This is a genomic window from Burkholderia pyrrocinia, from assembly GCF_022809715.1.
GTDB lineage: Bacteria > Pseudomonadota > Gammaproteobacteria > Burkholderiales > Burkholderiaceae > Burkholderia > Burkholderia pyrrocinia_C.
On sequence record NZ_CP094459.1, the window covers coordinates 2,921,845 to 2,936,747 of the forward strand.

Here is a 14,903-nt window from a genome sequence, read left to right on the forward strand (position 1 = left end):
TTCGCGGCTTTTTGACCGGCCCGCCACGCGTTTTTTTCGCATGCCACAATGCCATGCGATTCGTCTGATGGAACCGTCCCGATGCCGCCGCCTACCCCTGCCCTGCGCCGTCTGCTGATGCTCTACGCCGGCCTGATCGCCGCCAACGTCGCCGTCTGGCTGTGGGCGCTCGCGGTGCTGCGCGACCATCCGCTGCTGCTCGGCACCGCGGCGATCGCGTACGGGCTCGGGCTGCGTCATGCGGTCGACGCCGATCACATCGCCGCGATCGACGTCGCGACGCGCAAGCTGATGCAGGACGGCCAGCGTCCGGTGAGCGTCGGGCTGTTCTTCTCGCTCGGCCATTCGACGATCGTGATCGCCGCGACGCTCGGCATCGCGCTGACCGCGTTCGCGCTGCGCGACCGGTTCGATGCGTTTCGCGAGATCGGCGGCACGATCGGCACGGCGGTGTCGGCCACCTTCCTGCTCGTGCTCGCGTGCGTGAACCTGATGATCCTGCGCGACGTGTGGCGGCGTTATCGCGGCGCGCCGGAGCACGCGCACGGCGCGCCGCACGTGCACCGCCCGGCCGGACTCGTGTCGCGGCTGCTGCGCCCGCTGTTCCGGTTCGTGTCGAAAAGCTGGCACATGTATCCGGTCGGCGTGTTGTTCGGGTTAGGTTTCGATACTGCAACCGAAATCGGCCTGCTCGCGATTGCCGCCGCACAGGCGAGCCAGGGCCTGCCGGTCTATACGGTCATGCTGTTTCCCGCCTTGTTCACCGCCGGCATGACGCTGATCGACTCGACCGACAACGTGCTGATGATTCATGCGTACGGCTGGGCGATGGACGATCCGCAGCGCAAGCTGCTCTACAACGCGAGCATCACGTTCGTGTCGGCGGCCGTCGCGCTTGCGATCGGCGGGATCGAGGCGGCCGGACTGCTCGCCGACAAGCTGTCGCTGACGGGCCCCGTGCGCGACGCGCTCGATGCGCTCGGCGAACGCTTCGGCTCGATCGGCTACGGCATCGTCGCGCTGTTCCTCGTCTGCTGGATCGCATCGATCCTGTTCCACCGCTGGCAGCGCGCGGCCGACGCGCCGGCGCGCTGAGCATCGTTCAGACGTTTCATTTCGGAAACAAAACCCCCGCAACGACGTTTCATGCGCCGTCGCACGCATGCGTGCGCCTTGCGCCACGGGCATAAGCGGCCGATGGCACGAATCTCGCAGATAGGGCCTCGCACGGCGGGCCCGCGTGCCGATCCGCGTTCGCGGCTGGCTTCAAGCGCCAGCCCGAAGGCAATCGGCAACCGAAAGGACAACGAATCATTGCTGGCCCCCTGCACCACACGTAGATAGCCGCGCGGCTACGAGGCTTCGCGCGCATTGGGAGGCCATAATGCTGAAGACAAAACAGCCGTTCCGCGCGGCGGGACGGTGCTATCGCGCGACCTTGATCGCCGCAGCCGCGTTTGCGTGCTGCTGCTCGTATGCAGTCGCGCAGAACGCGGTGCCTGACTCCGCGCCCGACGCGATCGCCAACGCCGACACCGTCATGATGCTGGTCGACGACGCTTCGTCGTGCGCAGCCAATCCGGCTGCGTGCGCGGCGCAGGTCTATGCCGGCGGTGGCATCGGCGGTCACGGCGCCGGCGCGAGCGGCAGTGGCGGTAACCCCGGCAGCGGCAGCGGGAGCGGTGGAAATAACGGAAACGGCGCTGTCGGACCAGCTGGTGTCGGCGGAGCGACAGGCGCAACGTCCGGCGGAGCGACAGGCGCAACGTCCGGCGGCGCGGGCGGCACGGGCGGCACGGGCCGCGGGGGCAATGCGTCCGGCACCGGCGGTTCGGGTGGCGGCACTTCAGGTGGCGGCACGTCGGGTGGCGGTACTTCGGGTGGCGGCACTTCGGGCGGCGGTACTTCGGGCGGCGGCACTTCGGGCGGCGGCACTTCGGGCGGCGGCACTTCGGGTGGCGGCACTTCGGGTGGCGGTACTTCGGGTGGCGGTACTTCGGGCGGCGGCACTTCGGGCGGCGGTACCTCCGGTAGCGGAGGCCATGGTGGCCATGGCGGCGGTGACGGAGGCGGCCAAGGCAATGGCGGTGGCCAAGGCAATGGCGGTGGCCACGGCAACGGTGGTGGCCATGGCGACGGTGGCGGCAACGGTGGCCACGGTAATGGCGGTGGCAACGGAGGCGGCGCGGGTAACGGCGGTGGTGCCGGCGGCAACGGCGGCCACGGCAATGGCGGTGGCAACGGAGGCGGCGCGGGTAACGGCGGTGGCGCCGGCGGCAACGGCGGCCACGGCAATGGCGGTGGCAACGGAGGCGGCGCGGGTAACGGCGGTGGCGCCGGCGGCAACGGCGGCCACGGCAATGGTGGTAACGGCAGTGGCGGCGCTGGTAACGGCGGCGGTAACGGCAGCGGCGCCGGCAACGGCGGCCACGGCAATGGCGGTGGTAACGGCAGTGGCGGCGCGGGTAACGGCGGCGGTAACGGCAGCGGCGCCGGCGGCAATGGCGGCCACGGCAATGGCGGTGGTAACGGCAGTGGCGGCACGGGTAACGGCGGCGGTAACGGCAGCGGCGCCGGCGGCAATGGCGGCCACGGCAATGGCGGTGGTAACGGCAGTGGCGGCACGGGTAACGGCAGTGGCGCCGGCGGCAACGGCGGCAACGGCGGCAACGGCGGCAACGGCGGCAACGGCGGCCATGGTAATGGCGGTGGCAATGGCAACGGCAACGGCAGTGGTGGCGCCGGCAATGGCGGTGCCAACGGTGTCGGCAACGGCGGCGGTCACGGCGGCGGCGGATCGTCCGGAGGCAACCACTGACCGGAAGCGTTGCCCGGCCGGGTGACGTCAGAGCATCTCGAGCGCGCGCTTGCTGCGCGGCGCACGGAAGTACGCGTCAAGCTGCGCGCGCTCGTCATCGCTCAACACGAAATCGAGCGCGGCACGGTTGTCGCGCACATGTTCGATCCGCGACGCCTTCGGAATCGCGAATACGCCCGGCTGCGCGAGCACCCATGCCAGCGCGACGCGCATCACCGACACGCCGCGCTGCCGCGCGATCTCGTCGAGCGGCGAGCGCTTCGGCAGCCGTCCGTGATCGACCGGGCTGTACGCCATCGCCGGCATCCGGTGTTCGGCAAGCCACGGCAGCAGGTCGAATTCCGCGCCGCGCCGCGCGATGTTGTAGAGGATCTGGTTGGTCGCGCACGCGTCGCCGCCCGCGTCGTCGACGAGCTCGGCCATGTCGGCGGTATCGAAATTGCTCACGCCCCAGTGACGGATCTTGCCCGCGCGTCGCAGCGCCTCGAAGCCCTCGACCGTCTCCTCGACCGGCACCGAGCCACGCCAGTGCAGCAGGTACAGGTCGAGGCGATCGGTACGCAGGCGCTTGAGGCTCGCATCGCACGCGGCGACGACGCCGCGCCGGCTCGCATGGTGCGGGTAGACCTTGCTGACGAGGAACACGTCGTCGCGCAGGCCGGCGAGCGCCTCGCCGACGAGCGCCTCGGTCGCGCCTTCGCCGTACATCTCGGCGGTGTCGACCAGCGTCATCCCGAGTTCGACGCCTTCGCGCAGCGCAGCGATCTCGTCCGCGCGGCGGGCCGGCCGCTCGCCCATTTCCCAGGTGCCCTGGCCGAGCTTCGGAATCGTCTCGCCATCCGGCAGGACGACCGTGGCGATCGTGTCTGTCATGCGCTCCTCGCTGCGGATTCGTGGCCGCGCACCGCGGCCGAAGCATGGAATACGACGCATCAGTGTAGTCAATCGGCGCGGCACCGGCCTATTGCAAGGCAAAAACCGGCTATAACGGCGCCGCATGATGACTTAGAATGGCCGCAACCTGATCGATACCCATTCCATGAAGTCACCCACGGACGACCGCTGGCAGGACCTGCGCCCCGACCCCGACAACGACACGCCGCTCTACCTGCAGCTCGCCCGCAAGCTCGGCGACGCGATCCACGAGAACCGCTGGACGGCCGGCGAGGCGCTGCCGTCCGAGCGCGTGCTGTCCGATGCGCTCGGCGTGTCGCGCATCACCGCACGCAAGGCGATCGCGCTGCTCGTCGAGCAGGGCCTGATCCGCCGCACGCAAGGCGCCGGCAACTTCATCCAGCCGCGCTACGAGGATCCGCTGTCGCGGCTGTCGAGCTTCAGCGAAATGCTCGAGCGCCGCGGCTTCAAGCCGAGTTCGCAATGGATCGCGCGCGAGATCCAGCCCGCGAACCGCGACGAGGTGATCCAGCTCGGACTGTCGCCGGCCGCGTCGGTTACGCGCCTGAAACGCCTGCGCCTCGCCGACGGCATCGTGATGGCCGTCGAGAACTCGACGTTCCCCGCGACGCTGATTCCCGATCCGCAGGCAATCGGCGGTTCGCTGTACAGCTATCTCGAAGCGCGCGGCACGCCGATCGTGCGCGCGCTGCAGCATTTCCGCGCGGTCAACGCGACCGACGAGATCGCCGAACAGATGGGCATCGCGCCACACGACGCGCTGCTGCTGATCACGCGGATCGGCTATACGTCGGACCAGCGCGCGATCGAGCTGACCGATACCTACTGCCGCAACGACTACTACGACTTCGTCGTCGAGCTGCGCAAGTAACGCAAGCCGCGCCGCCGGCGCTCACAGCCAGCTCGCATCGTCGGTGCCGAGCGGCACGGGCGGCCGCGCGAACGACGGCGGCGTCGCCGACAACCGCTCGGCCGGCCGCACGGCATCGATCGTGCCGAACGGCGATGCGATGCGATCGATCCGGTCGCGCACGTCGGCAGCCGCGAGATCGGGCGCCTGCAGGCCGTCCGGCACGGCGCCGAACGACTGCAGCCAGCGCCCCGTCTGCGCGAGCGACAGCCGCACGTGCCAGCTTCCCCCTTCGCGCGCCCGGCGCGCAAGCGCAATCATCGCGCCGAACGCCGCGAGATAACCCGTCGCATGATCGAGCGCCTGGCATGGCAGATGGCGCGGTTGGTTCGCGTGCGCGGCCTGCTGCTCCTGCCATGCGATCCCGCTCGCCGACTGCACGAGGCTGTCGAAGCCGCGCCGCTTCGCCCATGGCCCCGCGTGCCCGTATGCGGACACCGACACGCACACGATGCCCGGCCGCAACTCCGCCAGCGCCTGCGGTGCGAAACCGCGCGCCGCGAGCGCGCCGGGCCGGTACGACTGCAGGAACACATCCGCGCCGCGCGCGAGTGCGTGCAGCGCATCGACGCCAGCCGCATCGCGCAGGTCGATCCACGTCGAACGCTTGCCGCGCCCGTTGTCGATCACGAGCGGCGCGATGTTCGGCAGGTGCGGGCCATTGACGAGCAGCGTCTGCGCGCCGTGCGACGCCAGCGTGCGGCCCGCGACCGGCCCCGCGATGATGCGCGTGAGATCGAGCACGCGCACGCCGGCGAGCGGCTGGCCGGCTTCGCCGCGGCCGATCGGCTCGACCGGCGCGTCACCGATCCGCTCGATCTCGAACAGCGGCAGCGACGCAATCGCGCGCGCCTGCTCGTGCGCCGCCCATTCATCAGGTGTTCTGATCAATGCCGCGCACAGGCCGGCCTCGGCCAGCGCGGTATCGAGCGCCGCGCCATCCCACGTACGGATCGCCGCGGCGACGTCGGCCGGATGCGCATCGCAACCGAGCACGTCGAGGATCCCGCGCAGGTGATGCGGAAAATTCGCGTGCAACTGGATCCAGCGCCCGTCGCGCGTCTCGAAGAAGCCCGTCACCGGGTGACGCAACTCCGGCGGCGGGCCATCGTCCACGCGCAGGTAGCGTTCGCTGCGGAACGCGACGAGCGCGTCGCGCACCGACACGTCGACGGATTGCGCGACGCCCGTGCGAAGCAGGTGGCATTCGGCCGCCGCGAGCCCGGCGGCCGCGATCGTCGCCGCGGCGAGCGTGCCGACATGGAACGTCGACGGCAGCGTCGGGTCCCGGCCCGTCACGGTCGCGCGGGCCAGCGCGTCGCGGTCGCCGTGCGCGAGTTGCCACAGATGTGTCAATGCGAGTTCGGGTGTCATGGTGAAGTGAGCGCCTCAGCGTCGTGGAGGAGACGGAATCGAGTCTAGAATTCGCGACAGGCGCGATCAATCTTGATTGCGAGAATCAATACATAACGAATAGTTGTAGCGGGGCCGCGCTTCATGCGCCCCGACAGGAGCGACCGGCATGACATCCCTCAGCGCGCAGGAAGCCGCCGGCACCCTCGGTGTCAGCGTGAGCACGCTCTATGCGTATGTGAGCCGCGGCCTGCTGCGCTCGCTGCCCGACGGCGCGACCAAGCGCCGCCGCTACGACGCGGACGAGGTGCGCCTGCTCGCGCGCCGCCGCGCCGACGCGAAACGCGCGGGCGGCGTCGCGGAGCGGTCGCTCGACTGGGGCGTGCCGGTGCTCGAATCGCGGATCACGCAGATCGCCGACGGCCGCCTGCGCTACCGCGGCGCCGATGCCGTCGCGCTTGCCGACGAGGCGACGCTGGAACAGACGGCCGCCAGGCTCTGGGAGTGTTCGCCCGCGCGGCTTGCCGCAGCATCGCTCGCGTCGACCGGTTTCGACGCCCCGCAGTGGGACGACTGGGCGCGCCGCTGGGCGCATCTCGCGCCACTCGAACGCACGCTGGTGCTGCTGCCCGCCGCGGCCGCGGCGCTGCCGCGCCTGTGGGCGCAGGGGCGCGACGCGCAGCTCGACTCGGCCGCGCTGCTGCTGCGCGTCGCGACGGCCGCGCTCGCCGGCATCGCGCCGGGCGACGCGCCCGTGCACCGGCAGCTCGCTGCCGCATGGCACCTGCGACGGCGCGACGAAGCCGACCTGCTGCGCCGCGCGCTCGTGCTGTGCGCCGATCACGAACTGAATCCATCGACCTTTGCGGTGCGCTGCATCGCGTCGACCGGCACTCACCTGTTCGGCGCGATCGCGGGCGGGCTGGCTGCACTGTCCGGGCCGCGCCACGGCGGCGAGACGTTCCGCGCGGGCACGTTGCTCGACGAAGCGGCCCGCGCCGCCGACCTCGATCGCTATCTCGCGCTGCGGCTGGCGCATGACGAACGCGCGGACGGCGGCCGCACGGCACTGTCCGGTTTCGCGCACCCGCTCTATCCCGATGGCGATCCGCGCGCGCTGGCGCTGCTCGACGCACTGCACGCGGCGGTGCCCGACCGCCCGGCGCTGCACCTGGCGCGCGCGCTCGCCGCGCGCGTCGAAGCGGCAACGGGCCTGCGGCCGGCGATCGATTTCGCGCTCGCGGTGCTGGAGCGCACGCTCGCGCTGCCGGACGGCGCGGCATTCACGCTGTTCGCGGCCGGCCGCACGGCCGGCTGGATCGCGCATGCGCTCGAGCAATACGCGGACGGCAAGCTGATCCGGCCCCGGGCGCGCTACGTCGGCAGCGACGCGGCCGCGTGACGACGGCCGTCGCGCCACGCGACGAGCGGCCGCCACCACGCCTGCGCGGCGCGCACGGCCGGCACCGCGAGCGGGCCGAACGCGAACGTCGCGCCGTGCGGCCCCGCGCTGACCCATACGCGCATGCCTGACAGCAACGTCAGCGAATCGCCGGCAGCGAGCCAGTGGTCGTCGGGACGGCCCTCGACGGTCACCCAGACGTCGCCTTCGGCCACCTCGAGTACGGTGCGATCGACGATCCGCCACCGTCCTGCCGGCTCGTCACCGTCCATCACGTAGAGTCGCAGTTCGCGCATGGCAGCCTCCTGGTCGCACGGGTTCGATGCCTCCAGTATTTCGGACAGTGGCAGCACACGGACAGATACGGCTACAGACACTTTTGGCTGAACTGTACTGGTCAACCGACGGGGACGGGCATCCGCCGGCCGGACTTCGCGCTGCACCCTGCACCGAACCTGCACGGCACGGCGGCTTTCCCTACAATGTCGGCTGTCCCGCGCCACCGCCACGCCTTCATGTTCCAAAGCCCGCCCGCCGCCGCTCCCGGCGAAAAGAACCTCACCGTGATGCTCTGGCTCGTTGCGACGGGCTTCTTCATGCAGACGCTCGATGCGACGATCGTCAACACGGCGCTGCCGTCGATGGCCGCGAGCCTCGGCGAATCGCCGCTGCGGATGCAGTCGGTCGTGATCGCGTACTCGCTGACGATGGCGGTGATGATCCCCGTGTCGGGCTGGCTCGCCGATACGTTCGGCACGCGGCGCGTGTTCTTCAGCGCGATCCTGGTGTTCTCGCTCGGCTCGCTGCTGTGCGCGAACGCGCATACGCTGACGCAACTCGTCGCGTTCCGCGTCGTGCAGGGGGTCGGCGGCGCGATGCTGCTGCCGGTCGGGCGGCTCGCGGTGCTGCGCACCTTCCCGGCCGAACGCTACCTGTCCGCGCTGTCGTTCGTTGCGATTCCCGGCCTGATCGGCCCGCTGATCGGGCCGACGCTCGGCGGCTGGCTCGTGAAGATCGCGTCGTGGCACTGGATCTTCCTGATCAACGTGCCGGTCGGCGTCGCGGGCTGCATCGCGACCTTCTATTCGATGCCCGATTCGCGCAACCCGGCCGTCGGCCGCTTCGACCTGAAGGGCTATCTGCTGCTGACGATCGGCATGGTCGCGATCTCGCTGTCGCTCGACGGGCTCGCCGATCTCGGCATGCAGCACGCAGCCGTGCTCGTGCTGCTGATCCTGAGCCTCGCGTGCTTCGTCGCGTACGGGCTGTACGCGGTGCGCGCGCCGCAACCGATCTTCTCGCTCGAACTGTTCAGGATCCACACGTTCAGCGTCGGGCTGCTCGGCAACCTGTTCGCGCGGATCGGCAGCGGCGCGATGCCGTACCTGATCCCGCTGCTGCTGCAGGTGAGCCTCGGCTACTCGGCGTTCGAGGCCGGGCTGATGATGCTGCCGGTCGCGGCGGCCGGGATGTTCTCGAAGCGGATCATCACGCGGCTGATCACGCAGCACGGCTACCGCAAGGTGCTGCTTGCGAACACGATCATGGTCGGCGTGATGATGGCGAGCTTCGCGCTGATGCGCGACACGGTGCCCGTCTGGGTGAAGGTCGTGCATCTCGCGCTGTTCGGCGGCTTCAACTCGATGCAGTTCACCGCGATGAACACGCTGACGCTGAAGGATCTCGGCACGGGCGGCGCGAGCAGCGGCAACAGCCTGTTCTCGCTCGTGCAGATGCTGTCGATGAGCCTCGGCGTCACGGTCGCCGGCGCGTTGCTCGCAACGTTCACCGGCATGCTGCGCACCGTGACGCCGAGCAACACGCTGCCGGCGTTCCACGCGACGTTCATCTGCGTCGGGATCATCACCGCCGCGTCCGCTTGGATCTTCGCGCAGCTCGCGCCCGAAATTCGCAGCACCGCGCGCAAGACCGACCCGTCCGAGCGCGCATAACGCGCGCGTTTCGGGCACCGCACCGCCACCGCGCGCACCATCGCGGTGCAGCCCGCCCCTGCGATGCGCGCTGCGATATCCCGTCCACCGGCCGCGACGGGCCGCCGCATGAGGCACGATGTCGTGCACGCTTCTTGCTCGCCTATTCTCTAGGTAAACTGGCAGTCTTCCTTCGGCCGACATCATGAGCATGATCGAAATCGATCCCCCCGGCTTTCAGCCGCCCCGCCCCGTCGCCGGCGACGACGGGAACCGGCGCACCGTGCTGTACGGCGGCTACACCGTGTTCAGCGTGTTCCAGCCCGTTTTCTCGGTGTCGCACCGCCGCGCGATCGGCTATCACGCATCGCTGCGCGCGCACGACGAGGAAAGCCGTCAGGTGGCGTCGCACGAGGTGTTCACGCAGGCGGCACGGCGCGGCGACCTGCTCGAACTCGGCCGGCTCGCCGAATCGCTGCATCTCGGCAATTTCCACGCGTTCGACAGTCACGACGAATGGCTCTTCCTGAGCCTGCATCCGGCCGCGCTGATGGACACCGTCTACGGCGACGCGCTGCTCGCGAACCTGAAGGCGCTCGGGCTGCCGCCGCACCGCGTGGTGCTCGAGGTGCCCGAGCAGGCGGGCGGCGAGACGCCGCGCTATGCGGCGATCGTCGACGGGCTGCGCAAGGCCGGCTTCCTGATCGCGCTCGGCGGGTTCGGCGCGAAGCATTCGAACATCGACCGCGTGTGGCACCTGCATCCCGACATCGTCACGCTCGACCGCGGCATCCTCGCGCAGGCGAGCGAGCACTCGCACCTCGAACGCGTGCTGCCGGGGCTCGTGTCGCTGCTGCACGAATCCGGCCAGCTCGTGCTGATGGGCGGCCTGTCGACCGAGCGCGATGCGCTGATCGCACTCGAGTGCAACGTCGATTTCGTGCAGGGCCAGTATTTCGCGGGGCCGAGCGTCGACCCCGTGCAACCGCAGGCTGCGGCGGGCTGCATGGATACGCTGTCGGCCGCGCTGCGGCTGCGCGTCGCGCAACGCGAGCGCACGCAGGCGCAACGGCTCGCACCGTATGTCGCCGCGCTCGAGGAAGCGAGCCGGAAGCTCGCTGCGGGCGAATCGCTCACCGATGCGGCCGCCGCCGTGCTCGGGCTGCCCGAGACCGCGCGCTGCTTCCTGCTCGACGCATCGGGGCGCCAGATCGGCGACAACGTGCTCGCACGCGGCAGCGTGTCGCAGCGCGCCAAGCGCTTCCGGCCGCTGCTGCATTCCGAAGGTGCGAGCTGGGAGCGCCGCCCGTACTTCATCGACGCGATGCGCGCGCCGGGCCGCGTGCATCTGACGCCGCCCTACCTGTCGATCAACGAGGCGCACCTGTGCGTGACCGCATCGGTCGCCGCGCCCGCCGCGGCCGGCATGCAGGTGCTCTGCGTCGACATCAACTGGGAAGCGGCGCTCAACCGCGAGTGAACGCGACGGCGTGGCGCCTTCACGCGGCGGCGGCCGCCTTGCGCACGATCAGCCGATGCACGCGCTTGCCGGACGACGCGCTGACGACCTCGTGCTCGTCGATCACGTGCATGCCGGCGCCGAGCGCCGCATGCATCCGCGCGGAGTCGAGCGGCGTATAGAGGCGGCCGCGCTCGTCGCGCAGCGCACCGTTTCCGGCCACCCGCCAGCTCAGGTACAACGTGCCGCCCGGCATCAGGAGATCGGCCAGCCGCGCGGCGGCCGCCGCGTCCGCCTGTTCGAGGTGCATGACGACCGTCTCGCACAGCACGTTGCGAAACGCGCCCGATGGCACGCCGGCCAGCGCCGGCAGTGCGGCCAATTCAAAGATCAGGTCGGGGTGGCGCCGTCGCGCCTCGTCGAGCAGCGCGGCGCTCGCGTCGTAGCCGCGCGCGTCGAAGCCACGCGAAGCGAGCCAGGCGGTGTCGCGCCCTGCTCCGCAACCGACGTCGGCGGTCGGCCCCGGCGAGAAATGCTGTTCGAGCAGCGCGTACATGTCGTCGGGCGCGGCCTGGTCGAGCCAGTCCTGCGCATATTGCGCGGCATGGGCATCGTAGGCGTCGAGAGTCGGGCGATCCACCATGGCGATTGCTCCGCATAGGCGTCGTATGACGCATCCCGCATCTTAGCCGTTGCGCCCCGCCTGTGGCATCGCGCGCGGCCCACGCAACGCTGGCGCAAAGCCGGCCCTACGCGGCCCGCACTTCGGCCGCGCGCGGATCGCGTCAGACATGCGAGTGTGCGCCGCCGTGCACGGGCCCGGCCCGCCGCTCGACTTCGCGACGCACGTCGCCGCGCAGCCCCGCGAAGAACGCGACTTCGGCGACGACGAACAGCGGCCCGACCATCAGGCCGACCAGATCGTCGACGAATGCGGGCTTGCGCCCTTCGAACCAGTGCCCGACGAACTGCACGATCCAGCCGACGACGAACGCACCGATGCCGATGCCGAGCCATTGCGCGGTCGGCAGCAGCGCGAGCGCCTGCGCGGCCCACAGGCCGAGCGCGAACAGCGCGGTCATCACGATCCCGAACCGCAGGTCGAGACGCAGGTAGAACACCGCGAACGCGACGGCGAGCAGCAGCGCCGGCGACAGTGCTATGCCGGCCAGCATGCCGATTGCCGGCCGCGACAGCAGCACCTCGACCGCGAACACGATCATCGGAATGCCGACCAGATGCGTCGCGATGTTGCGCGCGTCGCGATGGTAGGCCGCATACTGGGAAAGATGGTCTTCGAGCGTCTTCATCGCGTCTCCTGGTCGGTCGTCGAGCGCTATGATGCGCGTCACGCCCGAGAACCTCTGTCAGCTACCCGACATCGCGTACCCATGCCCTCGTCGCTCGCCCCCTACCTGCCGCAGATCGAGGCGAACCCGTGGTTCGCCGCGCTGCCGCCCGCGTTGCGCGCGGACCTGCTCGACCGTGCGGCGCTGCGCCGCCTGCCGGCCGGCCAGCCGCTGTTCCGGCGCGGCGACCCGCCGTGCGGGCTGTACGCGGTACTGGCCGGTTCACTCACGATAGGTGCGGTCGATCCGCAGGGCAAGGAAGCGCTGCTGACGGTCGCCGAGCCCGTCACGTGGTTCGGCGAAATCGCGCTGTTCGACGGCCAGCCGCGCACGCACGACGCGATCGCGCTCGACGACGCGCTGCTGCTGCACGTGCCGCAGGCCGCGCTGCTCGCGCTGCTCGACGCGACGCCGCAATACTGGCGGCAGTTCGCGCTGCTGATGGCGCAGAAGCTGCGCCTGAGCTTCCTGACCGTCGAATCGATGAGCGTAATGCCGGCCGCGCAACGGCTCGCCGCGCGCCTGCTGATGATCGCCGAAGGCTACGGCGGCATCAGCGCCGGGCGCACGCGCGTGCGGCTGTCGCAGGAAACGCTCGCGTCGATGCTGTCGCTGACGCGGCAGACCACCAACCAGTTGCTGAAGGCGCTGCAGGCCGACGGCGTCGTGCGACTGCATGTCGGCGAGATCGAACTCGTCGACATCGACGCACTGCGCCGCGCGAGCGGGCTGGCCGGCGATACGCCCTGAACGTCGCGCAATGCCCGCCACGCGACACCCCGCCGTCGCCGCGTTGCGCTATCGTGTCGGCTCGCTCCGCCCATCGCGTGCCCCGTCTTGAACACATCGACCGTCCCCGTCCCTTCCCGTCATCCGTGGCCCGTGTTCGTCGCATTCCTGCGGCTCGGCCTTACGTCGTTCGGCGGCCCGGTCGCGCATCTTGGCTACTTCCGCGCCGAATTCGTCACGCGGCGCGGCTGGCTCACCGAGCGCACGTATGCGGATCTGGTCGGGCTGTGCCAGTTCCTGCCGGGGCCCGCGAGCAGCCAGGTCGGGATGGCGATCGGCCTCGCGCGCGCCGGCTATGCGGGAATGTTCGCCGCGTGGCTCGGCTTCACGCTGCCGTCGGCGCTGCTGATGATGCTGTTTGCGCTCGGCGTTCACGCGACGGGCGCGCCGATCGAAGCCGGCGCGCTGCACGGGCTGCGCATCGTGTCGGTCGCGGTGATCGCGCAAGCCGTCTGGGGCATGGCGCGCACGCTGTGCCCGGATGCGCGCCGCGTCACGCTGATGGCCGCGGCCGCGTGCGTCGCGCTGCTCGCGCCGGCCGCGTGGACGCAGATTGCGGTGATCGTCGCGGCCGGTGCGGCCGGTCTCGTCCTGCTGCCGCAGCCGGCGCGCGACGCCCACGAGCCGTTGCCGCTGCACGTATCGCACCGCGCGGGCGTGCTGTGGCTCGCGCTGTTCGCGGCGCTGCTCGTCGCGCTGCCGTTCGCGGCACGCGTGCTCCGCTCCGATACGCTTGCCGTCGTCGATGCGTTCTTCCGCACCGGCGCGCTCGTGTTCGGCGGCGGGCACGTGGTGCTGCCGCTGCTGCAGGCGGCCGTGGTCGCGCCCGGCTGGGTCGGCGATTCGGCGTTCCTCGCTGGCTACGGGCTCGCGCAGGCCGTGCCGGGGCCGCTGTTCACGTTTGCGGCATTCCTCGGCGCTTCGCTGCGCGATGCGCCGAACGGCTGGCTCGGCGGCACGATCGCGCTCGTCTCGATCTTCGCGCCGTCGTTCCTGCTCGTTGCCGGCACCGCGCCGTTCTGGGAGCGCCTGCGCCGCAGCACGCGCATGCAGGCCGCGCTCGCGGGCGTGAACGCGGCCGTCGTCGGGCTGCTGCTCGCCGCGCTCTATCACCCGGTCTGGACCGACACGATCGTGGCGCCGCGCGACCTGGCCGCCGCGCTCGTCGCGTTCGTTGCGCTGGTGTTCTGGCGCGTGCCACCGTGGGCCGTCGTGATCGCGAGCGCGGCGCTCGGTTGGGTGCTCGGCATGGTCGGCTGAGCCGGCAAGCGCGGCACGATCCTGCCGGACCAAAACAAAAAAAGCCCTCGTTACGAGGGCTTTTTCGTGGGTGCCGCGCGCCGCAGCGGCGCGCAGGCGCCGGACCTTACGCGAAGTTCTTCGCTGCGAAGTCCCAGTTCACGATGTTCCAGAACGCTTCGACGAACTTCGGACGTGCGTTGCGGTAGTCGATGTAGTACGCGTGTTCCCACACGTCGATCGTCAGCAGTGCCTTGTCGGCGGTCGTCAGCGGCGTGGCTGCGTTGCTCGTCGACACGATGTCGAGCGAACCGTCGGCCTTCTTCACCAGCCATGCCCAGCCCGAACCGAACGTGCCGACTGCAGCCTTCGTGAACGCTTCCTTGAATGCGTCGTACGAACCCCACTTCGCGTTGATCGCATCGCCCAGCGCGCCCGTCGGTGCGCCGCCGCCGTTCGGCGACAGGCTGTTCCAGAAGAACGTGTGGTTCCAGATTTGCGCGGCGTTGTTGAAGATGCCGCCCGACGACTTCTTCACGATCTCTTCCAGCGACAGGTTTTCGAATTCCGTGCCCGGGATCAGATTGTTCAGGTTCGTCACATAAGCCTGATGGTGCTTGCCGTAGTGGTACTGGATCGTCTCGAGCGAGATGGTCGGCGCGAGTGCGTCTTCAGCGTACGGGAGCGGCGGGAGCGTATGAGCCATGGCGATTCCTTCGTTGAGTATGTAGGGGGGCT

Annotated in this window: 14 protein-coding genes; 8 read left to right on the forward strand and 6 right to left on the reverse strand. The window is 70.1% G+C overall.

The genetic code is table 11. The annotated features are described in order from the left end of the window. The first annotated feature begins 81 nt into the window (after window positions 1-81). Both MRS60_RS13515 and MRS60_RS13520 read left to right on the forward strand, forming a co-directional pair. Complete coding sequence (locus MRS60_RS13515; RefSeq protein ID WP_243564830.1) at window positions 82-1,095, forward strand: HoxN/HupN/NixA family nickel/cobalt transporter; 1,014 nt, start codon at window positions 82-84, stop codon at window positions 1,093-1,095. Window positions 1,096-1,384: 289 nt separating this feature from the next. Then, the gene (locus MRS60_RS13520; protein ID WP_243564831.1) at window positions 1,385-2,818 is read left to right on the forward strand and encodes a hypothetical protein; all 1,434 of its coding nucleotides are present in this window, start codon (window positions 1,385-1,387) and stop codon (window positions 2,816-2,818) included. Between the two features lie 27 nt (window positions 2,819-2,845). Here MRS60_RS13520 and MRS60_RS13525 read toward each other — a convergent pair whose 3' ends face one another. Continuing rightward, entirely contained in the window at window positions 2,846-3,691 is an 846-nt protein-coding gene (locus MRS60_RS13525) for an aldo/keto reductase (protein ID WP_243564832.1), read from the reverse strand. A 166-nt stretch (window positions 3,692-3,857) separates the two neighbouring features. On the opposite strand from MRS60_RS13525, the gene MRS60_RS13530 reads away from it, so the two are divergent. Beyond that, a complete protein-coding gene (locus MRS60_RS13530) occupies window positions 3,858-4,604 on the forward strand; it encodes a GntR family transcriptional regulator (RefSeq protein ID WP_105390077.1) in 747 nt (248 codons plus the stop codon). A gap of 21 nt (window positions 4,605-4,625) precedes the next feature. On the opposite strand, the gene MRS60_RS13535 is transcribed toward MRS60_RS13530, so the two are convergent. Next, window positions 4,626-6,017 (reverse strand): CoA transferase, encoded by a 1,392-nt coding sequence (locus MRS60_RS13535; protein WP_243564833.1) that lies wholly within the window; start codon window positions 6,015-6,017, stop codon window positions 4,626-4,628. Between the two features lie 148 nt (window positions 6,018-6,165). On the opposite strand from MRS60_RS13535, the gene MRS60_RS13540 reads away from it, so the two are divergent. Further along, window positions 6,166-7,398, forward strand: coding sequence for a citrate/2-methylcitrate synthase (locus MRS60_RS13540; protein WP_243564834.1), 1,233 nt, complete (start codon window positions 6,166-6,168; stop codon window positions 7,396-7,398). Here the strand turns inward: MRS60_RS13540 and MRS60_RS13545 are convergent. Next, window positions 7,371-7,694 carry a DUF2917 domain-containing protein gene (locus MRS60_RS13545; protein ID WP_034178839.1) on the reverse strand — a complete coding sequence of 108 codons (324 nt, stop codon included), beginning with the start codon at window positions 7,692-7,694 and terminating at the stop codon, window positions 7,371-7,373. The genes MRS60_RS13540 and MRS60_RS13545 overlap by 28 nt on opposite strands. A gap of 219 nt (window positions 7,695-7,913) precedes the next feature. Here MRS60_RS13545 and mdtD point away from each other — a divergent pair, with 219 nt between their 5' ends. Next, on the forward strand, window positions 7,914-9,350 hold the full coding sequence (gene mdtD, locus MRS60_RS13550) for a multidrug transporter subunit MdtD (RefSeq protein ID WP_034179410.1): 1,437 nt from the start codon (window positions 7,914-7,916) through the stop codon (window positions 9,348-9,350). A gap of 184 nt (window positions 9,351-9,534) precedes the next feature. Continuing rightward, the gene (locus MRS60_RS13555; RefSeq protein WP_034178840.1) at window positions 9,535-10,809 is read left to right on the forward strand and encodes an EAL domain-containing protein; all 1,275 of its coding nucleotides are present in this window, start codon (window positions 9,535-9,537) and stop codon (window positions 10,807-10,809) included. Between the two features lie 19 nt (window positions 10,810-10,828). Here MRS60_RS13555 and MRS60_RS13560 read toward each other — a convergent pair whose 3' ends face one another. Beyond that, window positions 10,829-11,431, reverse strand: a complete 603-nt coding sequence (locus MRS60_RS13560; RefSeq protein WP_243564835.1) for a class I SAM-dependent methyltransferase — start codon at window positions 11,429-11,431, stop codon at window positions 10,829-10,831. Between the two features lie 142 nt (window positions 11,432-11,573). Further along, window positions 11,574-12,098 carry a DUF962 domain-containing protein gene (locus MRS60_RS13565; protein ID WP_034178842.1) on the reverse strand — a complete coding sequence of 175 codons (525 nt, stop codon included), beginning with the start codon at window positions 12,096-12,098 and terminating at the stop codon, window positions 11,574-11,576. An 81-nt stretch (window positions 12,099-12,179) separates the two neighbouring features. Here MRS60_RS13565 and MRS60_RS13570 point away from each other — a divergent pair, with 81 nt between their 5' ends. Both MRS60_RS13570 and chrA read left to right on the forward strand, forming a co-directional pair. Further along, window positions 12,180-12,887, forward strand: coding sequence for a Crp/Fnr family transcriptional regulator (locus MRS60_RS13570; RefSeq protein ID WP_034178843.1), 708 nt, complete (start codon window positions 12,180-12,182; stop codon window positions 12,885-12,887). A gap of 87 nt (window positions 12,888-12,974) precedes the next feature. After that, entirely contained in the window at window positions 12,975-14,186 is a 1,212-nt protein-coding gene (chrA, locus tag MRS60_RS13575) for a chromate efflux transporter (RefSeq protein WP_131945860.1), read from the forward strand. A gap of 106 nt (window positions 14,187-14,292) precedes the next feature. Here the strand turns inward: chrA and sodB are convergent, their stop codons facing one another. Then, window positions 14,293-14,871: a superoxide dismutase [Fe] gene (gene sodB, locus MRS60_RS13580; RefSeq protein ID WP_011352986.1), complete on the reverse strand. Its 579-nt coding sequence runs from the start codon at window positions 14,869-14,871 to the stop codon at window positions 14,293-14,295. Between the last annotated feature and the right edge of the window lie 32 nt (window positions 14,872-14,903).